This window comes from Fructilactobacillus sp. X8R1C1 (assembly GCF_059900945.1).
In genome coordinates this window covers 103115-124125 of sequence record NZ_JBWXVH010000006.1, presented here as the reverse complement: position 1 = coordinate 124125, position 21011 = coordinate 103115, and the positions used below count along the sequence as shown (strand labels likewise).

At 43.3% G+C, this 21011-nt stretch carries 17 protein-coding genes; 6 read left to right on the top strand and 11 right to left on the bottom strand.

From position 1 onward, the window contains the following. Positions 1 to 48 precede the first annotated feature (48 nt). On the bottom strand, positions 49 to 969 hold the full coding sequence (locus AC6UD1_RS06795) for a prenyltransferase (RefSeq protein ID WP_500707664.1): 921 nt from the start codon (positions 967 to 969) through the stop codon (positions 49 to 51). Between the two features lie 23 nt (positions 970 to 992). Continuing rightward, a complete protein-coding gene (locus AC6UD1_RS06790; RefSeq protein ID WP_500707663.1) occupies positions 993 to 1907 on the bottom strand; it encodes a prenyltransferase in 915 nt (304 codons plus the stop codon). Between the two features lie 105 nt (positions 1908 to 2012). On the opposite strand from AC6UD1_RS06790, the gene AC6UD1_RS06785 reads away from it, so the two are divergent. Next, positions 2013 to 2990, top strand: a complete 978-nt coding sequence (locus AC6UD1_RS06785) for a polyprenyl synthetase family protein (protein WP_500707662.1) — start codon at positions 2013 to 2015, stop codon at positions 2988 to 2990. A gap of 8 nt (positions 2991 to 2998) precedes the next feature. Here AC6UD1_RS06785 and cydC read toward each other — a convergent pair whose 3' ends face one another. The 5 genes from cydC to AC6UD1_RS06760 are packed head-to-tail and all read right to left on the bottom strand — an operon-like array spanning position 2999 to position 10160. Then, positions 2999 to 4738, bottom strand: coding sequence for a thiol reductant ABC exporter subunit CydC (cydC, locus tag AC6UD1_RS06780; protein ID WP_500707661.1), 1740 nt, complete (start codon positions 4736 to 4738; stop codon positions 2999 to 3001). Next, entirely contained in the window at positions 4731 to 6473 is a 1743-nt protein-coding gene (gene cydD / locus AC6UD1_RS06775) for a thiol reductant ABC exporter subunit CydD (RefSeq protein ID WP_500707660.1), read from the bottom strand. Before cydD ends, cydC begins: the two co-directional genes overlap by 8 nt. A 20-nt stretch (positions 6474 to 6493) precedes the next feature. Then, entirely contained in the window at positions 6494 to 7519 is a 1026-nt protein-coding gene (gene cydB / locus AC6UD1_RS06770; RefSeq protein WP_500693274.1) for a cytochrome d ubiquinol oxidase subunit II, read from the bottom strand. Beyond that, positions 7516 to 8955 carry a cytochrome ubiquinol oxidase subunit I gene (locus tag AC6UD1_RS06765; protein WP_500707659.1) on the bottom strand — a complete coding sequence of 480 codons (1440 nt, stop codon included), beginning with the start codon at positions 8953 to 8955 and terminating at the stop codon, positions 7516 to 7518. The genes cydB and AC6UD1_RS06765 overlap by 4 nt, the downstream gene beginning before the upstream one ends. A gap of 26 nt (positions 8956 to 8981) precedes the next feature. Further along, positions 8982 to 10160, bottom strand: coding sequence for an NAD(P)/FAD-dependent oxidoreductase (locus tag AC6UD1_RS06760; protein ID WP_500707658.1), 1179 nt, complete (start codon positions 10158 to 10160; stop codon positions 8982 to 8984). Between the two features lie 261 nt (positions 10161 to 10421). Here AC6UD1_RS06760 and hdcA point away from each other — a divergent pair, with 261 nt between their 5' ends. Then, positions 10422 to 11357, top strand: coding sequence for a histidine decarboxylase, pyruvoyl type (gene hdcA / locus AC6UD1_RS06755; RefSeq protein WP_500707657.1), 936 nt, complete (start codon positions 10422 to 10424; stop codon positions 11355 to 11357). An 8-nt stretch (positions 11358 to 11365) separates the two neighbouring features. Here hdcA and AC6UD1_RS06750 read toward each other — a convergent pair whose 3' ends face one another. Further along, a complete protein-coding gene (locus AC6UD1_RS06750; protein ID WP_500707656.1) occupies positions 11366 to 12034 on the bottom strand; it encodes an MmcQ protein in 669 nt (222 codons plus the stop codon). 111 nt (positions 12035 to 12145) lie between these two features. Here AC6UD1_RS06750 and hdcB point away from each other — a divergent pair, with 111 nt between their 5' ends. The 3 genes from hdcB (at position 12146) to AC6UD1_RS06735 (ending at position 14551) form a co-directional block, all read left to right on the top strand. Then, positions 12146 to 12667, top strand: coding sequence for a histidine decarboxylase maturation protein HdcB (gene hdcB / locus AC6UD1_RS06745; RefSeq protein WP_500707655.1), 522 nt, complete (start codon positions 12146 to 12148; stop codon positions 12665 to 12667). A gap of 12 nt (positions 12668 to 12679) precedes the next feature. Beyond that, positions 12680 to 13225, top strand: coding sequence for a GNAT family N-acetyltransferase (locus tag AC6UD1_RS06740; RefSeq protein ID WP_500707654.1), 546 nt, complete (start codon positions 12680 to 12682; stop codon positions 13223 to 13225). A gap of 141 nt (positions 13226 to 13366) precedes the next feature. Next, the gene (locus AC6UD1_RS06735) at positions 13367 to 14551 is read left to right on the top strand and encodes an aminotransferase-like domain-containing protein (RefSeq protein WP_500707653.1); all 1185 of its coding nucleotides are present in this window, start codon (positions 13367 to 13369) and stop codon (positions 14549 to 14551) included. A gap of 43 nt (positions 14552 to 14594) precedes the next feature. Here AC6UD1_RS06735 and AC6UD1_RS06730 read toward each other — a convergent pair whose 3' ends face one another. Further along, positions 14595 to 16643: an LTA synthase family protein gene (locus tag AC6UD1_RS06730; protein WP_500707652.1), complete on the bottom strand. Its 2049-nt coding sequence runs from the start codon at positions 16641 to 16643 to the stop codon at positions 14595 to 14597. Positions 16644 to 16777: 134 nt separating this feature from the next. Then, positions 16778 to 17725, bottom strand: coding sequence for an NAD(P)H-dependent flavin oxidoreductase (locus AC6UD1_RS06725; protein ID WP_500707651.1), 948 nt, complete (start codon positions 17723 to 17725; stop codon positions 16778 to 16780). A 225-nt stretch (positions 17726 to 17950) separates the two neighbouring features. Between AC6UD1_RS06725 and AC6UD1_RS06720 the strand changes: the two genes are divergently transcribed. After that, positions 17951 to 18862, top strand: coding sequence for an alpha/beta hydrolase (locus tag AC6UD1_RS06720; RefSeq protein ID WP_500707650.1), 912 nt, complete (start codon positions 17951 to 17953; stop codon positions 18860 to 18862). 878 nt (positions 18863 to 19740) lie between these two features. On the opposite strand, the gene AC6UD1_RS06715 is transcribed toward AC6UD1_RS06720, so the two are convergent. Continuing rightward, the gene (locus AC6UD1_RS06715) at positions 19741 to 20739 is read right to left on the bottom strand and encodes a LacI family DNA-binding transcriptional regulator (RefSeq protein WP_500693285.1); all 999 of its coding nucleotides are present in this window, start codon (positions 20737 to 20739) and stop codon (positions 19741 to 19743) included. Positions 20740 to 21011 lie beyond the last annotated feature (272 nt).

The window sequence follows — 21011 nt, the reverse complement described above, 5'->3', positions numbered from 1 at the left end:
CAGAAAATTCTGAAGTGCTTTTAGTTTATTTAAAGAAATGCTTTTGGTTTATTTAAATAGGTAGATGATAATGGTACCAATCATGTAGGTCAAAATGTATAACATAACGATCAGGGAAGTGTTTTTAACGATGACGTTATAAATTTCTCCCTTGTTTTGATTGAAGTTGAACACTTTGACTTTGGTCCAAACGTAAGGATAAATTAGAATGGTCAGTAGGGCAAAGTAAGGAACGATGCCGACTGCCAAAGAAAGAATCGGAATTACGATGATTGAGAGCCAGTAGACCAAGTCAAACACCTTAATGGCGTTCTTTTTCCCGATGTAGTCGACTAACGTATGACGGTTATTTCCAATGTCTTGTTCGAGGTCACACGTGTCGTTTGCGAGTTGGATGATAAAGAAGAGGATAAACGGTAATAGTGTCACCAAAAAGGCGTCCAGCACACTCATAAGGGTGAAGTTCCATCGGTGGATGCTCCCCATGTACATGTAAATCAGCGGAACAAAGAACGGAATTAACGTGGCGACCGCTAACTCACAGAATGGGGTGGCGTCTAAGGGCTTTGGTCCTGCCGAGTACGCCAGTCCCAATAGAAAACCAATTACACCGATCACTAAGGTAGGCCATCCGGTAAAGTAACTCAGGATCAAACCGGCGATGATAATAAAAGCCGCAAAACCGTATAACCAGTGGCGAATCATCGTGAGACTCAGATGATTACTCCCGATGGTGCTCGTACTGTGCTTGTAGTCCGTCTTGTCGGTGGCGTGTTCGTAGTCTTCGAGGTTATTCTGCATGTTTAAAAAGAGATGCAGGGCGATGACAATCACGAAGGCACAGATGGCGTACAGCCAGTTAAACGAGCCGTAGTAATAATAAGAAAAACTAGCCGCAAGGATGAGCCAGGTCACGTCCAGCGGTGTTGTGTAAATCTCAGTTAGTTGATAAAAATACTTCCAGGTCATGATTTACCTCCAGTGTAAATGAATTAAAGAAAGATTTTGATGATGGTTCCGATCATGTAAGTAATGATATACAACCCCATTAACATTGTCACCCCACCAACGATTTGATGATAGACTTCTTGCTTGTTCTGGTTGGTTTGAAAAACTTTAACTTTCTTCCAGGCCAGCGGATAAGCCAAAATAATTAAATTTGAAATGATTGGGACGTATCCAAAGAAGGATAAAATTGGTATGATTAAGATTGTCAACCAGAAAACAATTGTAAATAATTTAATTGCGTCTGATGGTCCGATGTAATACACCAGGGTGTAACGGTGATTTCCGATGTCTTCTCTTAGGTCACAGGTATTGTTAGCGAGTTGGGTGATGTAGGCAAGCACAAACAGGAACATGGTGACCAAGAAGACGTCAACGATACTGTCCCAGGAGAAGCGAAAGCGATTAATGCTTCCTAGATAGACGTAAACCAGCGGGTCAAAAAACATGATTAGCATTCCGGTTGCGAGTTCACAAAATGGGGTGGAGTCCACTGGTCTTGGACCCGCCGAGTAGGCTAATCCGAGGCCAAAGCCGATGATGCCAATGATTAACGTGGGCCATCCAGTCAAGTATGCGAGCGTGAGTCCAAGGACGGCGACAATTATCCCCATTATTACGACCCATTTCCAGATCATCCGGGTACTTAGGTGGTACTTACCAATGATACTGGTGGCGTGTTTGTAGTCGGTCACGTCGGTTGCGTGTTCGTAGTCTTCCAGGTTGTTATGTAGGTTTAAAAACAGATGCATCAAGAACACGATGAAGAAGGCCCAGGTGGCATACAGCCAGTTAAAGGAACCGTAAAAGTAGTACGAAAAGCTGGCACAGAACAGTAGGATTAAGACGTCGACTGGGGTGGTGTACATCTCGGTTAGTTGATAAAAGTATTTCCACTTCATTGTTTTGCCTCCGAAAGTCATTGTTAATGTTATTATTATTAAGGATAATGCTGTTATTATAGTACCATGAAAATATCGTAAGGTTACCATAAAAAAGGAAAAGACATGAAAACAACCATTTGGAATAAATTTCCTGAAATTGAATCTGAACTGGTTCAAGTTCAATCACTCATAAGTAAAGAGATTCAGGTTCCTGAGGCCGAGTTTAAACGGGGAATCGAAGAACTAATTAACGGAAATGGCAAGATGCTAAGGGCGGCGCTCCTGTTAATCGCGGGTAACTTTGGCACAGAAGCAGTTGAGCGAGAGAAACTCCTCCAGGCCGCCGCTTCAATTGAGGTCATTCATTTGGCTTCTTTGGTCCACGATGACGTCATTGACCAATCGGACCTAAGACGGGGAGAAGATACGTTAAACGCTCAATTTGGCCAGCGCGAAGCGATCTACTTGGGTGATTACCTGTTCACGAAATACTTTGAAATGCTTTTGGACTATGCCCCGAGTTTTGATAATTTGCGTTACAACGTTGAAAGCATGAAGGACGTCCTATTTGGCGAGTTGGCCCAAGACGAAAGTAAGTATGATTTAGACCGAAGTGAACAGGACTACTTTGATTCGATTCAGGGAAAGACGGCGGAGCTTTTCAAAGTGGCAATGGGGGAGGGTGCCATCCTTTCAATGGCTGACAATAACACCGTCCAGATTGCTGAGCAGATTGGTTTGAACTTTGGGATGGCATTTCAGATTCGAGACGACCTCCTAGACTTTGAGCCAGACGTTGAAACCGAAAAGCCCACCCTGCACGATGCCAGTGAGGGCGTGTATACCTTGCCCGTCATTGAAACTTTCGAGACCGCTGACGGTCCGAAGTTAAAAAAAATCCTAAAAAAAGACCAGCTTAAAAAAACTGATCTAAAAGAAATTGCTAAAATTGTGAGTGACAGTGGCGGAATGCAAGCGGCACGTCAGATTTATACTCAGTACTTAGACGACGCTTTTGACCTAATTGCGCAGTTACCACAATCTGAGAGTACCGCTGTCCTTAAAACCATCATTTCGGAATTGTTTCAGTATTCTAAATAACCGAATAATTACTTACCAACGTCCATTGCGTACAGTCTACGATAACGGGCGTTATTTTTATACAATGCTTGCGGGTTTCCTTCCATCTTGATGACACCGTTTTCAAGGAAGATGACCTCATTCATTTCGTCTAAGCCCTGAAGGTGATGGGTAACCCAAATCATGGTTTTGTCTTTTAGAACCCTACTGATGGTGTTAATCAGATTATTTTCGGTAATCGGATCCAGTCCCACCGTGGGTTCATCGAGTAGGACAATTGGATTGTCCTGCAAGAGGATGCGGGCGAGCGCAATTCGTTGCCGTTGTCCGCCAGAGAATCTGATTCCGTTTTCCTTGACGTTCGTTTCATAGCCGTCTGGTAGTGATTCAATGTAATCGGACAATCCTACGGCTTTGATGGCTTTTTTGACGTCTTCGTCAGTAGCGGTTTCGTTTCCGATTCGGACGTTGTTTAAAACCGACGTGTCAAATAGAAACGGACTCTGATCCAGCACACTGAACCACTTGTAACTGTCAGACTCAAACTTGTAGGCATCGATGTTGTTGATTAAGACGTGTCCAGTAGTTGGCGTAAGTGCTCCGGTTAAAAGCTGCAAGAGGGTCGTCTTTCCAACTCCGCTGGGTCCGATGATTGCTAACTTGTGGTGTTTATCAATCTTAAACGAGACGTCTTTGATGATGTCACTTGGATCATCTTGGTAGTGAAAAGTCACGTGATCGAGTTTAATGGAATTAAAGTCAGATGGGGCGGGCAGCTTTTTGTCTGAGACGTAAGGTTTCCTCTCTTCGTCTGAAAGTTGATTCAAGTGGACCACCGAATCACTGTACATTGGCCACTCTTCTAAGGCTTGAGAGACCGGGACGAAGGCGTCCATAAGCGGGAAGATTCCCATGACGAAGGCGGCCGCGTAGTTAACGAGTTCCTGTGACCCCTTGAAGTACAGGTTAGACCAAAGCAGGGTCCCGATGATGACGATGGCGAAGACTACTTTAATGAGAAATTCACGATTCCACTCAAATAAGTGGGTCTGATCGTTAGATTTGGCAATCTTCGGGTCGTTTTTTCTGACGTGATTAAGAAAGCCCTTTTCTCGACCGGAAATCATCCAGTCCGCGATTCCAAGGGTTGAATCCGTCAGATTTTCATAAGACTGGTGGAGAAGCGACTTCTGGTATTCCTTAGAAGCCCCCCGCATGGCCTCAGAGGCAAGTGGAACAAAGAACAAGATGATGGTAAACGCAACGAACATGAAGATGGCGTAGGGCCAACTAATGATGCCTAAGGCCACAATGATGATGATACCCGTGATGTAGGCCACAAGGGTTGGAAATATGGTTCTCAGGTACAGGTTTTCAAGGTGGTCAATGTCGTCGGCTAGGACACCCAGTAAATCACCGGTCTGAAATTTCTCACTCAAAAAAAGGGCGGATGATTCCAGGGTAGTGTAGAGCCGTTTTCGAAGGGCAGACGTTACCTTTAAGACCCAGTTATGACTGTTTAGTCGCTCTAAGTACTTAAAGACCGGTCGGCCAATTCCGAAAGCCCGCGTTAAGATGACCGGGACGTAAACGATCAGGATGTTGTAGGGATGAGTGGCCGAACGACTAATTAAGTAGCCGGCAACGAACATCAATCCAATCCCACACCCAAAGGTCAAGACGCCGAGAAAGAAGACCCAGAATAACAGGACCTTGTACTTGGTCAGGTACGGTTTAATCCACGTATCGTTTTTAAGTAGTTTACGCATTGTTTCCACCTCGAATCTCACTAATCAATTGCTTGTAGGCTCCGTTTTGGTTGGATAATTCAGTTTGAGTTCCCTGTTCAACGATTTTGCCGTCTTCCATGACTAGAATGTAGTCCATTTCGTTCATCCAATGAAGTCTGTGGGTCGCAAAGATGACGAGGTGGTCTTTGAAGATCGGAACCATGGTTTGTTTCAGTTGATATTCGGTTTCAATGTCCAAATGGGCGGTTGGTTCATCTAACAGGAGAATGGTTCGCTCGGTATCAAGCAAGGTTCGAGCCAGGGCAATCCGTTGGGCCTGACCACCACTAATTCCCCTTCCACCTTCACCAATCTTGGTGTTCGCCTTATCTGGGAGACTGGCAACAAACTTGGATAGTCCCGCTTTTTCGATGGCCGAGTTAATGGCGTAAGCCTTAGCATCGGGTTTATAAAAGGCGACGTTTTGGGCAATGCTTCCGGCAAAGATGTATGGATCCTGGGGGATGTAACTGATGTGCTTCTGCCATTCTGATTGAGCGAGACTGTCAATTGCTTGACCGTCAACGTTGAATGGGAGATGACCGTTTTCGTTGGTTGGAGACAGCCAGCCTCCAAGGAGGTTTAAAAGCGTGGACTTCCCTGAACCAGACCGACCCACGATTCCGATGTTAACGAATCCGTTCAGATTGAAATTGGCATCAGCGATATTGTCCTCCTTTTGGTCGTAACTGAAGTTTAAGTCACTGACCTTTAAGGTACTGTCCTTAGTCCAGTTGTGAAAGTTGGTTAGTTTAATTTTGCTGGTTGGACTTGGTAAATCCAGAATCTTGTTAATGTCAATCAGGGCATTTTTGCCGTCCAAAGTGGCATGGTAGTCATTTCCGTAATCTCTGACCGGTAGGAAGTAGTCCGGGCAGAGAATTAGGATGATTAGGGCTGGAAGCAAGGTCACCGTTCCATTAATTAATTTCACACCTAATAAGACGGCCACGATGGCAATTGACATGGTCGTAAAGAAGTCGAGGGCAAACGTCGATAGTAAAGCGACTCTTAACACGCTCATCGTGCTCTTTCGGTAATTTTCACTAACCCGATAGATGTTATCTCCGTAGGATTTACTGAGGCCAAAGAGTTTGAGGGTCTTAAGTCCCCGCATGCTGTCGATGAAGTTATTGGACATCTCTTTAAAGCCAGAATACTGTCGGTCAGATTTAGCCTGAGCGGCGAGTCCTAGAATAATCATGAACAAGATGATTACCGGAAAGACCAGTAGCATCACGACCGCTGAGAGCCAGTTAACGAAGAAACAGTACAAAAGGATGATCCATGGAATGATCGCCAGGTTAATGGTCTTCTGCAAGATGAGGTTAAGGTAGTTTTCGACCTTATCAATCCCTTCAAGTGCTAGGGTTACCATGTGACCTGATCCGATGTTTGAGACCATGGCGGGTCCTAGTTCGAATTCTTTTTGTAGGAGTTGTTCTTTTAACTGACTACTAGCCTGACTGGCAAATTTATCGGTAATTTGATTTTCAATTCTTGTGATCAGGTATCTTAATGCGAAAGCAACAAAAAAAGATAGCACAGGTATGGTTAACGCTGCTATCTTTTTTTGTTCCCAAGTAAGCACCATTGCCTGTGAGAGAAAAAGGGCTTCTAGAATGATAGCGACCGATTGAACGACTGCTAGAATACTTAGCTTGGCAATTAATTTTTTGACCCCAGGAATTGATAGAAGTTGTTTATCAAACATGTTTTATCAATCCTTAATTTTTAATATCCAGAATTGGCATCTTCCATATCTTTAAGCGAAATGCGATGCCATTGTGAGACGTAACTCCAGGTAAAGTAGATCGCGATGAGCGGTAGGAGGATACATGCCACGATGGTCATTACAACTAACGTATATGGTGATGAAGAAGCGTTTGCGATTGAAATCGTGTGAACTGGATCATTGGCACCCAATACGTTAGGGAATAAACCAATAAAGATCAGGATTACTAGTAAGGCGAGGGTACTGGTACTTGCAAGATAAGCTTGTACTTCATGACCAGAGCCACTAGCAATTTGACCCCAAATAGTTGTAGCAACGATTAATGCTAATACTACTACAGTTGAGACCAAATGTGTCTCGAAAAAGTTGGTTTGGAAATATAAGGCAATCACAACTAGAATTTCCACTGGGTATGCCAACCAGTACAGGTTGGATGCCATTGCTGAGGCGTGGTATCGAATTAAGCCCGCCGTGTGCAAGGAAATGTAGTGAAGGCCTTGGTAGAGACATAATGCAGTTACCGTGATTCCACCAAGGATTGAAAGTGGGTTAACAACGTCGAAGAAGGTGACGTAGATGTTACCCTGACCATCCATTGGCAAACTTTGAATCATGTCGGTAAAGAGCATTCCGAACAGGAAGGGGATGAAGACACTTCCGAAGAAGTTGGCCCACATCCATCGGTTTCGGCCCTTTTTGGTCTCTGCGTTTTCGGAGAATTCAAACGAGACACCCCGAAAAATTAGAGCCACCAGGATAAAGAACAGCAGGAGATAGAATCCGGAGAACAACGAGGCGTACCACATTGGCATCGCCGCAAACATTGAACCACCAGCGGCAACCAAGAAGACTTCGTTTCCACTCCAGTGGGGTCCAATCGTTCGAAGTACCAAAGCTGCTTCGTCGTAATTACTAGCCAGAAGTCTTGTTGACATTCCGGCCCCAAAATCAGCTCCATCGAGAATTAAGAACAGTGCAAACAGTAATCCGATTAAGAAATACCATAAAAGTTGTAATAAACTCATTTCTCAAAAGCCTCCTTTGAAAATGGATCTTCGGTATCGTAGCTCTCGTGATCGCCGACACCTTCAGGCCCCTTGTAAAGTGATTTTCGTGCGTAAATAAACATGAAGACACCCAAAGTGGCAAATAAGAAGAAGTAAATAATAATGGTAAAGAGCACGGAAGCCGCCGTCGTACTTGGCGAAACCGCTTTGGCAATTGGCAGTAATCCGTAGACAACCCATGGGTCACGACCTCTTTCAGTAACCAGCCAACCACAGGTGTTAATAATGAACGGTCCAAATGTTCCAACCGTCAGCAGTAGCGTCAACCACCACTGCTTCCCAATCGTATTCTTCTTTTTCCTTGAGAACCACAGTCCACAGATGGCTAAGAAAGCTAGTGTCATTGCACCAAATACCATGATTCTAAATGAGTAGAACAAGGTGTTTACTGGTGGGTAGTAGTTCATATCTTTGCCAAAATGACTATTCCACTTCTTGTGGAGCTTAGCGTTGGTTTCATTCATACCGGTAACTGATCCACTTAGCTTGTGGTAGGTCAAGATGTCCATCATGTATGGAATCTCAATCTTGAAACTAGCACGGTGTTCGTTAGTATGAGCGAATTCAACGGCCGTCCAAGCAGCTGGACTTTTAACGTTTTCAAATTCACCTTCAGCGGCGGCAAATTTCATTGGTTGTTGATGGCTTAAGTAAAGCATCTGTTGGTCTCCACTAAGGAAACTACCGCAGACAGCAATCAAACCAACGACTAAACCAATTCGCATTGATTTTCTGAAGAAGTCAGGCCACTTCTTTCTAAAGATCATCCAAGCCGATGCACCAGCGACGATGAAGCCACCGGTAACACAGGCTCCGAAGATCACGTGGGGAAATTCGTACCAGAGTTGTTGGTTGGTCAGAATGGCGCTAAAACTAGTCATTAAAGCGTGACCGGTCTTAGGGTCAATCCGGTAACCAACTGGATGTTGCATAAAACTGTTGGCTGATAGAATCCAAAGTGCTGAAATGGCTGACCCAAAGAAGACCAACCAAATCATCAGGGCGTGCCAAGCAGGTTTTAATTTGTCCCAGGTGAACATCCAAACCCCGATAAACGTTGATTCCAAGAAGAAGGCTAACAGAGCTTCGATGGCTAACGGCGCCCCGAAGATGTCACCCATAAATCTTGAGTAATCAGACCAGTTCATCCCGAACTGGAATTCTTGAATCAAACCAGTTACAACTCCGACCGCGAAACTAAGTAAGAAAATCTTACCCCAAAATCTCGTCATCGTCTTATAGACTGGTTTTTTGGTCACCGCATAGAAGGTTTCCATGATTGCAACGATCAATGCCAATCCAATTGACATTGGGACGAAGAAGAAATGGAAAATCGTGGTTTCAGCGAACTGAATCCGCGCTAGCGGCAAAACACTTAAACCTAAATTAAGCATTGTGAATAGTTCCTCCTTAAATCAATTTAACTTTCTAACATGGTCCGAATGTTTCCGAGTTCAAGTCCGTTCTTCTTAAAGATCATGTTCTTAAAGATTGGGACAATCCATCCCTTTAACTTAAAGGTCATGCCGAACATGTAAATTTCGGCAATTCCACTGTATGGGCCAAGTGAACAAACGGTTCCCATTGATTTGTAGTCGAACTTAATGGCGGGTTTACCATTTAGTTTGTTTAAGAAATCATTGACAGCAACGTCCGCTTCGTAGATGGAAATCTGACCAGTCGTTGGAAACATCCGACCGGACTTGTCATCTTTAACGGCTGAGACGTCACCAATGATGTACTGGTTAGGAAAGTCGTCTAAGCTCATGTTCGTGTTAACGGCGACCCGGTTTCGTTTTTCGTTTGGATACTGTGAATCGGGAATAACGTCAGATCCCTTTACTCCAGCGGTCCAGAAGACTAAGTGAGATGGGATGAATTTATCATCTTTACCATAGTAAGCACCATCTTCCGTAATCTTTGACACCGTGTCACCCATGATGAACTTAACGCCCTTCTTTTCAAGGAAGTGTTGCGCGTAGTCACCGAGTTTTTTGTTAAACATTGGCAAAAAGCCCGGAGCGATACAGGTAATTTTGAACTCTTCTTTTTTGAAACCATACTTTTTGGCCCATTTTGGCACCATGTGCACGAGATCCCCTAAAAGTTCGATGCCAGTAAAACCACCGCCGACCACCACGATGTTCAAGAGCTTAGCATCCTTAAACTCATCGTAGGCATCCAAGGTGGTTTGAATCTTCTTGTAGTCAGCGACTGAGTTATCAATGTCACTGATCTGAAGCCCAAACTCGTCTGCACCCGGGGTGCCAAACGTTTCGGGTTCAAATCCAAGCGCATTGAACAGGTAGTCGTAACTTAAATCACCGTTGTTTTTCGTTTGGACCGTGTTATCTTTACCATTTACTTTAATAACTTCATCCTCTATGAAATGAATCTTAGGATTGATCATGTCGGTAATTCTAAACATGAGTCGTTCTGGTGCTTCATCTCCTGATGCGACCTTGTAGAGGCCAGTCGAGTCATAATGATAAGCATTTTTATTAACCAAGGTAATGTCTAGATTGGCCTTACTCTTAGCTAAAAGCTTGCAAGCCCTTAATCCAGCGAATCCACCGCCTAGTATTAAGACTTTTTTCATTATTAGGATCTCCTTTCAATACACACCTATTATTGTGTAAATCTTAACATTATTTTAACGCTAATGCTGACATTGTGTCACTCTTTTTATGAGGAAATTTTAATAAAATATTTATTGATTGATAAGAAAGAGAGATAAAATCGTTTTAGTACCGTCATTTAGGCATTAATAAGTGATGTTCCTTGCAAGTGATTTTGAGTTAGGCGATTATGAACGTAGTCTCAAAAGCAAAGTAAATTTTCCGCTTATAGGAGGCAAAAAATGGCTAAAATTGACAAAATTTTAAATCAAGAGGGGATTGACCGCATTGCGATTAGTCCCTATCAAAAATATTCACGGGGTTACATGGAGCCAGGAAATCTCGGAACTGGCTATGTTACTGGCCTAAAAGTTGACGCCGGGACCCGCGAAAAGACGAACGATGGCGTCTTGGATGGAATCGTGTCTTACGACCGAGCCGAGTGTAAGAACGCCTACATTGGCCAGATTAACATGATGACGGCGTCCAGCTTTACGGGCGTTCAGGGCCACATTCTGGGATATGATCTCCTGAGAAATCCAGAAGTCGATCGGGCACAACCGTTGTTTAAGGTGACCCAGTGGGATGGTTCGAAACTACCAATTTACGATGGGAAACCACTGCAGGATTCGCTGGTAGAATTCTTTGGAACGGCTGACAATCGTCGGCACTATCCAGCTCCGGGGAGTTTCATTATTTGTGCTAACAAGGGCGTGACTGCCGAACGACCAATTGAAGACCGACCGCTAAAACCGGGTGAAAGTTACGGCGTTTGGTCCGCCATTGCCATTTCAATTGCGAAGGATCCCGTTCATAATTCCTCCATGTTCATTGAGGATGCTGGAACCTGGAATACGCCCAACGAGGACGATCTCGGCGAATTCTTGGCCAGAAGAAGAGAGGCCATCGCGCGCTCGATTGCCCAGTGTGGTCAAGATGCGGGCACTTCGTTTGCCAGTTCGTGGATTGGCTTTGCCCACGTCATGATGAAACCGGGTGAGATTGGCAACGCGATTACCGTTGGACCCTACTTTTCGATTCCAGTTGATGCGGTTCCTGGCGGTTCGATTTTGACTCCAGACGTTGACATGAACATCATGGAGAACCTGAGTTTACCAAAATGGCTTGAAAAGATGAATTACCAGTCAATTGTGGAAGACCAAAATATTCAGTATTAATGTTGCGGTTATTTGAGAATCCGACTTAAAGATTGAGGAACGTGGCGCGGACCTCTGACGGCTTTGACACCGTGCTTTTTTAGGACGGCCACGTTAAATTCATTGGGATTAAATCTGCTAAGTAAATGAAGTAACATAACGTAGTGCATGGTGATGTTTTCATCGTGGTAGTAGTGCGGTTGATTCACCTTGATGGCCACACATTTATACGTGATGGCGGCAACTGGTGCCGTCACGTAGATGTAAACTAAATCATCAACATGAATGTGAGTGGTTTGTTTCCACATGATGGTGCCGTTTTTGGCGAAGTCTTTTTCTAAGTCAAAGTATTTCGGATTGGCTGGGATGAGCCACTTTGTTTCCGTGTTGTCTGGAACGTAGTTGAAACATTGCTGCGCAATGTTTTTCAAGATGGCAGTGTATCTCTGCTTGATGGTGCTGGCAAAGCCACCCGCTGGGTTGTCAACCCGAAAGTTAGTGTATTCGGCGTGGTAATCATCGTCGATTACTTTGCCACTTACTTCGCCATTTTGCTTAACGGTAATGGTGACCGAAAAGTTGATTTGTGGGATGTTAGTAGAGTATTTAAAGCGATTATTTTCATGTTTAAAACCAAAATTAATCAGTTTGGCAAAATCAGGTTTCAGGTTAGTAAAAATTTGTTCTTCGATGCTCATTACTGACTCCTTAACATTCTTTTTAATGGAACTGGTTTTATTGTACCCAAAATATGAGTGAAGAAACGTTATAACATAATTACAACTAACTAAGAGGAAAGGTGAAGCAAAATGCATGCCAAGTTAGGTAAATTTCATGGGCTACCAAAAGTGATTGGGGCTGAGTTCGATCAATATTTAAGTAACCATTTACCCAAGGAAAAAGTAAGGGAATTGTTGGTTAACGCGATTGGCCGACAAAGAACGGTGCTGATGATCACCAAAAACGAACTACTTGTTTTTCATGATGAAGGCGGTGATGATTCCGTCATCCACTATCCCCAAAACGAGATTGACTCAATGACCTTTGTGCGCGGTGTTCCACACGGTGCCATCAAGTTTCAGGTTAATGGTCAGCAATTTAATTATCAAAACATTGTTTATGGTCGGGTTTATGACTTTACTCAGTCAGTGTTAAAACGCCAATTAACGGATGCTAAGTACGATAACACCGTTCGTGGTGAAAATAATTACATTACGAATGCCGATCATGGTGCAGAGGTTGATCGACTACGATTAGCCATGCAAAAGGGAAAAATGAGTCGCTATGAATACGATGATATGAATGGTTCGGTTTCAAAAGCCGGAAAGTAGGGAAGTGATGAAATGAGGACGGAACGTGTTGACAGTGAGATTGAGTTGCGTCTTCCTGACCATCCAGAAGACGCAAAATTGGTCTATCAGTTAGTAAAAGACTCACGTACAACCCTTTCAAAGTGGTTGCCATGGGCGGATGCGATGCAATCAGTTGCACATGAGCAGCAATTTTTACACCAAACTTTAACTCATTATCGGTTAGGAAAGTCAGTTAACTTATTAATTATTTATCAGGATCAAATTGCTGGGATGATCAGTTTTAATTCGTTTGATCATGACCAAAAAAGCACGGAGATTGGCTATTGGCTGGGTAACCAATTTACCGAGAAGGGAATCGTTTACCGGGCGCTTAACTTCATGATTGGCTTAGGTTTTCGTGATTATCAGTTGAATCAGATCCATGTTAAAGTGGCCGTTGATAATAAGCGGAGTAATGCTGTTGCAAAACGTGCTGGATTTCGGCTGGAACGAGTCATTACCAATGGAATTGTCATTAATGGCGTAGGCCATGACGAAAATGATTGGGTGAAAAATCGCAACGAATCTAAAGTTTGAGACACCGCACGCATTAGGTCATTTAGATACGTGATAGCGACGCATTCAAGCTGAATGTACTATACTAATAGTGTAATGCTTTAATTACAGTGAACTTTTAAATAATAACTACCAAGTGTTTAGTACGGTGAGGCGATTAAAATGGAATTTAGATACGCAAGCGGTGTGCCAGCTCATGTTAGTACGGTAACTTCAGATCTTTTTAAAGCGGCTTCTGATCCCAAGGTGATTTCATTAGGTGGTGGAATGCCAGCTCCCGAGTTGTTTCCGGTTTCAGAGATCCAAAAGGCCGCAAACCAGGTTTTTGAACAGTATGGGCAAACGGTTCTGCAGTACTCGCAGTCGCTTGGTTACGAAAAACTAAGACAGCAGATTGTGGCCATTATGAAAGAACGCCACGTTAATACGACGGTTGCTAACGTTGGGATCGTGACGGGGTCGGAACAGGCCATTGACATTGTTTCCAGGATGTTGATTAATCCGGGTGACGTGGTTTTGACCGAGGATCCAACCTACCTCTCAGCCATCGACGTTTTTAAGTCCTATGGTGCCAAAATCGTTGGCATTCCCATGAACGAGGACGGGATGGAGACAGATGCCTTAGAACGGTTAATCAAAAAATACCCGCAGGCCAAGTTTATCTACACGATTCCCAATTTCCAGAATCCAACCGGACGGACCATGACGGAAGAACGGCGAAAAAAATTAGTTCAGATTGGTAAAGAGGCGGGGATTCCAATCCTAGAAGACGACCCGTATGGTGCCATTCGTTACGCAGGGAAGTACTTACCACCACTCAAACACTTTGACCACGACGGTGGTGTAATCTATCTGAGCTCTTTTTCCAAGATTTTAGCACCAGGACTCCGTTTAGGGTGGATTGATGCAGCGTTAAACTTTATGGACAAGTTTATCCTGTTTAAACAAAATGCCGATTTACATACGGATAACTTAACCCAGTACATCGTGTCCCAGTACTTAGATGACGTGGATATTAACGACCACATCAAGAAGATTACCGATACCTATGAGCATCGGGCTAATCTGATGATGGACTGCATTGATAAGTACTTCCCAAAGAACGTGCGCCACAGTCATCCTGAAGGTGGGATGTTCATCTGGGTTGAAGTTCCCGGAGTGAACACGGAGGAACTGTATCAGACTTGTTTAAAAAACAACGTGGTGTTTGTTCCTGGGTCCTCCTTTTACGCGGGTAAGGTGAAACCAGGAACCTTCCGCTTAAATTTCTCCAACATGAATGACGATGAGATCGATGAAGGAATTAAACGGATGGCAACGGCCATTTCACAGGTATTAAATAAATAAAAGACTAAAATAGCACCTAACTCATGTGAGTTAAGTGCTATTTTTATTTGTCCAGGGAAGCTAGACTCGTTGACTTTTGGCCCAACTGCTTCTCAAGTTGTTTTTCCCGGTTCAATTCATGATTATAGTGGTAATCTTTTGGATTAACTGGCTTAAAGCCCTTGGGATGATAGAAACGCAACAGGTTATCCTTGTTCAACTTGTCCGACAGTTCCAGTTCGTGGTTGACCTGGTGCTGATTCTGATTGATTTGGTTTTGTTGCTTCTGACTTGGATGAAGCTGACGTTTGGTCTGATTATCATAAACCGTGCCGTTCGTGGAGGTGAACTGTGGTGAGACCCAGTCACGGTTTCTAAAGGCAACCACCTGGTCGTGTTGCTTGGAGAAGAGGTCGGTTCCAAACTGAACGTATGGTTTGGAATTAATTCCGAGAAGATGGAGAACCGTTGGTAACACGTCGATCTCACCGCCGTACGTGTGGTGGACTTTCCCACCGGTGGTTCCTGGCATGTTGATCATAAACGGAACTTTTTGGATTTGGCTGTGGTCAAAAGCGTTCCAATCGTTTGGTTTGACGCCTAAAAGCGGTGCCAGACTGCGTTCATCCTGGTCCATTAAGCCGTAGTGGTCACCGTAGATGATAATCATTGAGTTCTTGTCGAGTCCCGTCTGATGCAGGTAGTCGTAAAATTCTTTGACGGACTGGTCGAGGTAGTGGGCGGTGACAAAGTAGTTATTGACCTCGGGATTGTCAGTGTTGGTGGTCTTAAAGTGCATCTGTTTTTGGTCTTTTTGGTCCAGAACGTATGGCAAATGATTAGTGACCGTCAAGTACTTGACGTAGAAGGGTTGTTGAAGGTTCTCTAAGTACTTGTTGGAATCTTGAAACAGATATTTGTCCTTTAAGCCCATGCCTTCGGTTCGGTCACCCTTCATGTTGTAATCTTTGGAACTGAAGAAGTACTGGAAACCGAGCCGTTTATAGGTGTTGTTACGGTTGTAGAAATTGGCGTCGTTACCGTGGAAAACGGCGGACGTGTAGTTTCGCTGTTGCTTTAAAATGGCGGGAGCCGCCTGAAAGGTATTGTCGTTTCCGTACTGAGAGAACAAGGAGCCCTCCGGCAGACCGTACGTGCTGGTTTCAAGCATGTTTTCGGCATCGGCCGTTCGTCCCTGTCCCACTTGGTGATAGAAGTTGTCAAACGAGTTGGTCGACTGACTATGGTAAATTTTATTCAGAAAAGGCGTTACCTCCTTGCCGTTAACCTTTTTGTCGATCAAGAACTGTTGAAAACTTTCTAGGTGAATGACGATCACGTTTTTACCGCGAGCTTTCCCGTACATTTCGGGATTTGGGGCAGCATAGTGTTTTTTCGTAAAGCCTAAAATGTCATTTAGATCTGATTTCTTAGCGGTCGAACGCGCGATGTTGGTCTGAATGGACTTGGTCCAGTCGTAGACGGTGTAGTTGTCGATTCCGATGTATTTCACGATGTCATTCTGCTTGCTTTGCGTACTTGACTGGGCGAACAGGTTGGGATTATCGATGTGGGTAAGAAAAAGGTTGAGAAACAAAAAGATAATCCCGACCAGGGTGGTTAGTAAGCTAAACCTAAGCTTTAAAGGCTTTTTGTCGATTTTAATAACGCGAAATGCCAGTAACAGAATAATCACGATCAGGTCTATCCAGTATAAGGCGTCCCATTTGTTGATAAGGGCGGTCGCACTGGTAATTAACCCACCGTTTAAATTGGAATGACCGGTCGTCATCGTGTCCGCAGTCATAAAGCCCAGAAATCCCCGGAAGTAGACGATGTTTATGTACAGTAAGACGGTGTTTAAGAAGTCAATGAAGATGATAAAGGGATAAAAGAGCTTCGCGGGCTTGAAATACAGTGCCAGACTCAACGTAATGATGGTTGCGGCCAGCGGATTTATCAGTAAGATGATGTGTTGCATGCGACTCGCTGGGATGAGGTAAAAGACGTGGTAGTAAGCGTATACGGTTTTGAACCAGAACAGGATCACTAACAGGAAAAAGAAGCCCATTCTGGTATTAAAAAGGTTGAGAATTTTCTTAATGATTTTCAAATTGAACGTTCCTTTGTAAGAATTTATGTAATTTATCACATAGGAAACATCTTATCACATTAAGAATTAGCAAAGCAGAATAAAAAAGCTTCAAATGGCTGATAGACACGCCACTTGAAGCTTTTTATTAAGATTTATTTTTGAAAATCCTGCATCATTTCGTCCACTACTGCTTGAACACTCTTGATGTCATGAATGTTATCAATACCAACGTCAATTGAAATGACACCGTCATCAAGTTTGCCGTCAAGCATGGCGGGACGAACACCACCGGCCTTGCGGGTTTGTTCGTAGGTGTTTTTGATGCCATTTTGAAACTCCCTGGCCCACTTATCAGCTAGCGGATTCTTGATTGAACGTTGGTTAGGAGATACTAATACTACGTCATCGACTGTCGAGTTGATGATTTTTTGTTTAGCAGCGTCTGAAGTCCGGTTTTCGTCAGTCACAATGAACCGAGTTCCAACGTAGACTCCCTGAGCACCCAGTGCAAAAGCAGCGCGTACACCACGAACGTCCGTGATACCACCAGCGCCAACGACTGGAATGGAGACGGCATCCACAATGCGTGGAATGGTGGTAAACGTCCCAAGGCCAGTCGTTGGAATGATCCCACCTTCATCGTAACCAGTGGCAATCAAGATGTCGACGCCTAATTCTTCAGCTCTTTGAGCGCCCTTAACGGACGGATTAAGTTCGCGAAAGATTAGGGTACTACCGGAGTCCTTGATTTCTTTAAAAAGTTTTGGATTGATGACACCAGAAATGATGAAGATGTTAACCCCAGCGTCAAAAGCAGCTCTAAAGGTCTTATCTGGGTAATCAAACTCATCTTCACTTCCGACAATCATGTTGACAGCAAAGGGTTTGTCGGTGAGCTGTTTGGCCTCTTTAATCTGCCTTTTCAGCGTTTCCGTGGCATCTTGAGTGGGACTAGTCTTGCCAGCGTTTGGGCCAAACGTCCCGAGACCACCAGCATTTGAGACCGCGGCGACAAACTTAGCGTCAGTTAGCCAGTTGAGTGACGCCTGAATGATTGGATACTTAATTCCAAGCGTTTTAGTTATTGGACTTGTTTTCAATTTAATTACTCCCTACTTATTATTAGTTAGTTATATCTTACATTTTAGTTGAAAGTTAGCTTGAAGCAAACTAAAACGATTTGTGATTAATATAATGACATTCAAATTAATCTGTAACTCGTCTGAAGCTAGCTAGTTACCGGTGCCACGCGACGCTTAAAAATTAATCATGATTTGAATCGCTCTACCCGTATAATGGCAAGTGTTGCAAAAAGGAGCGAAATTATGAAAAAAAGAAAGCTGAAGCGCTGGCACAAAGTTACAATTGCCATCGTAATTACCGTGATTATTTTAATCTTTGTGGGAACCTACTTCCTGTTTAACTTCGCGTTTAAGCGGGGTGGATACAGCACGCAAGTCGGCGAAAAGGTTAACACCACTTGGATTAAAGAACAAAAGCCCCAGATTTGGCACCAAACGAACAAGGGTGGCCTAAAACTCACGGCTTACTACTTACCAGCTAATCAAGCGACGAATAAGACCGTGATCGTAATCCACGGTTACGGAAGTACCGGGCACAAAATGAATAACTACATTAGAATGTTTCATGACGATGGTTATAACGTTCTCGCACCCGATGACGAATCATTTGGGAACAGTCAGGGTGAGTACGCTGGTTACGGGTGGAAAGACCGGTCTGACATTGTGACATGGATGAACATTATTAACCAGAAAATACCGAATGGACGACTTGGCATGTTTGGGATCAGTATGGGAGCGGCGGCCGTTCTGTTTACCCTGCCAAAGGTCCCGCACAACGTTGACTTTGCGATTACCGACTGTGGTTATAACAGTATCTATGATGAGTTGAAATATGAACTGGGAACGTTGTTTCACCTGCCGACCTTCCCAATCTTACCCATTGCCCGCATCTACGGTGATATTTTTGCCAAGTACGACTTCTACGATGCCGACACGAAGCAGACGTTAGCGCATAATCAAATTCCACTATTCATCATTCATGGCAATGCTGATAAGTTTGTTCCCGTAAAAGACGCCTATATCAATTATAAAAACGACCACGGTCCTAAGAAATTGTGGATTGTGAACCACGCGACACACGCCGATTCTTTGAACAAAGAGGGACAGGTCTACGTTAATAAGACGAGGGCGTTCGCTGAAGAGTATTTTAAATAAACAAAAAAACTAGCAAATTATATTTATAAATAATTTGCTAGTTTTGATTCAGAAGCTAATGGCATAGTATTAATGACTAATAATTTAATGCCTTTTTTCATGATTCTCTTTCGCTCTATTTAAGAACCTATTTAGTTTTATTCCTAGGCGGATACACAAGTATAGTACTAAGATAACTAGTAAAATTAGAAGTACTGTTAACAACAAAGTACCAATCATAAAGAATAAATCAAACCAATTTATCATCTTTTTCCCTCCCTTAAATAGAATAATCTAAGTATTACCAAGAATCCAAAAGAAAAAACCCTGGCTTCGCTGAAGAAGTCAGAGCAATTAGGAAGATTCGGCTAGTCAAGTTGACAGTATAGTAGTTTGTGGATGCCTGACGCTTGTGAGTTATCGAGGTTTAAAAAGTATCTATATTAGTTAGGGAGTCCGATAAAAATGTTTCTTAACTAGTCGATGAGAGGAGTATATCACCAAAATAATAAAAAGAGACTAATTATGATTTTAAAATAATCATTAAACAAGAGTTAGGACAGCTGAAGTGATTGGCGCAGATGAGCTTGGCGCTGGTCTAAAGTTTTTTTGAGCCAAAATTAGGCTTAAGATAAGTTTCGTAAACGATTAACTAAACGTGATGGGTGGCGTTTTGGCAGTAAATCTTTCATTATTACTTTGAGTGGGGTTTAAACGACCTATGGTAAGGCATTTTACCGTGTTATTCTTTAGTCGCTCCAAAAAAGATACTTTCACAATGCTTCCTACTTCTGGAGCACACATAGCTTCAAACTCCAAAAAATGCTGCTTCTCAGAAGTGGCACTTTTTATTTATTAGACAAAAACCGGCTCAGCATGGACTTAGTCGGTTACAGATATTATTCAAATTTGGCGTGGACCATGTAGCGTTTTTTACTTGGGTCCACTTTTTTGTTTAAGATGTCGTACATGAGTTGCGCGGCGTATTTTCCCATGGTGTATGCGTCTGTCCTGATACACTTCGTTTTTGGCTGAATTAGGTTAACGATGTTGGAACTCACAAATCCAGTGATGTTTGGAATCTTGTCGCGGTCAATAATGTTGTTACGCAACAACCGGGGCAAAAAGCTTAACAACCACTTTTCCGTTAGGCAGAAAATCAAACTGTTGGGTTGCTTTTTTAATTGGCGAACGATTTCATGATAGGCACGATGAAGTGACGTTTTGGAATAACCGGGCTTGACAATTGTAATATCAGGTTCGGGGTAGACGTATTTAATCCCGGCAACGCGCTCTCTGACGACCTTCATCTCGCTCTCAGCGTTAGTAACCAAGATTAACTTGGAAAGCCCCAGGTTATTTTTAAAGTAGGCGGCGGCTTTCTGAGAAATCGCAAAGTTGTTGATGACGATGTTATAAAAAAAGCCATCGTTAATGGATTTATCGGTCAAAATAACGGGGAAACGCGGTTTTAAAAGTTCGGCAATGTCCTTGATGTGACTGTTGACCGGATGAATGATGGCGCCCCTGATGAGGCTAGTATCTAAGGCTAGAAAGAGGTCGCGTTCGTTTTTGTACTTACTGGCGGAATTAATCAGCAAGGGGATGTACTTGTAAATGGACAGTTGGTCCTGGATTCCTTCAAACATCCTGATTGAAAAGGGATCCTCGATGTCTGACACTCCTACAGCAATGATGCTCCCACTGTCATTTTGGCGGCTTAAGCCACGTGCCATTGAGTTAGGAACGTACCCGAGGTGTTTTATTGATCGTTTAATGCGATTCGCCGTGTTCTTGGACATCGAGTTAAGATGGTTGTTTAAGAACCGTGACACGGTGGCCGTTGAAACTTTGGCGTGTTTGGCAACTTCTCTAATGGTGACTCGTTTTTTGTTCATTTCTCATTTCCTCAAATTTTATTTCATAACTGCTAACTGCATGAAATTATCATATCTAATAAAATTATAAAAAGCAAAACGATCTCAATTAAGATTGAAATTAAGGTTATTGTTGTTATAAAATTGAGAAAACGGTTAACCGGGCATGCCTGCATGAGGATTAATGAGAAATATGTTTATTTTAAAAAATAAACATGAAATCAATTGAAGCGTTGGTATGACGGGCAACGCGACCATTATTTTTGACCATTCTTAAAGATTAGTGGGATTGT

What these genes read in the sequence shown, in the direction of transcription:
- AC6UD1_RS06795 (WP_500707664.1), bottom strand. Translation starts at nt 969, where the DNA reads ATGACCTGGAAGTATTTTTATCAACTAACTGAGATTTACACAACACCG.
- AC6UD1_RS06790 (WP_500707663.1), bottom strand. Translation starts at nt 1,907, where the DNA reads ATGAAGTGGAAATACTTTTATCAACTAACCGAGATGTACACCACCCCA.
- AC6UD1_RS06785 (WP_500707662.1), top strand. Translation starts at nt 2,013, where the DNA reads ATGAAAACAACCATTTGGAATAAATTTCCTGAAATTGAATCTGAACTG.
- cydC (WP_500707661.1), bottom strand. Translation starts at nt 4,738, where the DNA reads ATGCGTAAACTACTTAAAAACGATACGTGGATTAAACCGTACCTGACC.
- cydD (WP_500707660.1), bottom strand. Translation starts at nt 6,473, where the DNA reads ATGTTTGATAAACAACTTCTATCAATTCCTGGGGTCAAAAAATTAATT.
- cydB (WP_500693274.1), bottom strand. Translation starts at nt 7,519, where the DNA reads ATGAGTTTATTACAACTTTTATGGTATTTCTTAATCGGATTACTGTTT.
- AC6UD1_RS06765 (WP_500707659.1), bottom strand. Translation starts at nt 8,955, where the DNA reads ATGCTTAATTTAGGTTTAAGTGTTTTGCCGCTAGCGCGGATTCAGTTC.
- AC6UD1_RS06760 (WP_500707658.1), bottom strand. Translation starts at nt 10,160, where the DNA reads ATGAAAAAAGTCTTAATACTAGGCGGTGGATTCGCTGGATTAAGGGCT.
- hdcA (WP_500707657.1), top strand. Translation starts at nt 10,422, where the DNA reads ATGGCTAAAATTGACAAAATTTTAAATCAAGAGGGGATTGACCGCATT.
- AC6UD1_RS06750 (WP_500707656.1), bottom strand. Translation starts at nt 12,034, where the DNA reads ATGAGCATCGAAGAACAAATTTTTACTAACCTGAAACCTGATTTTGCC.
- hdcB (WP_500707655.1), top strand. Translation starts at nt 12,146, where the DNA reads ATGCATGCCAAGTTAGGTAAATTTCATGGGCTACCAAAAGTGATTGGG.
- AC6UD1_RS06740 (WP_500707654.1), top strand. Translation starts at nt 12,680, where the DNA reads ATGAGGACGGAACGTGTTGACAGTGAGATTGAGTTGCGTCTTCCTGAC.
- AC6UD1_RS06735 (WP_500707653.1), top strand. Translation starts at nt 13,367, where the DNA reads ATGGAATTTAGATACGCAAGCGGTGTGCCAGCTCATGTTAGTACGGTA.
- AC6UD1_RS06720 (WP_500707650.1), top strand. Translation starts at nt 17,951, where the DNA reads ATGAAAAAAAGAAAGCTGAAGCGCTGGCACAAAGTTACAATTGCCATC.
- AC6UD1_RS06715 (WP_500693285.1), bottom strand. Translation starts at nt 20,739, where the DNA reads ATGAACAAAAAACGAGTCACCATTAGAGAAGTTGCCAAACACGCCAAA.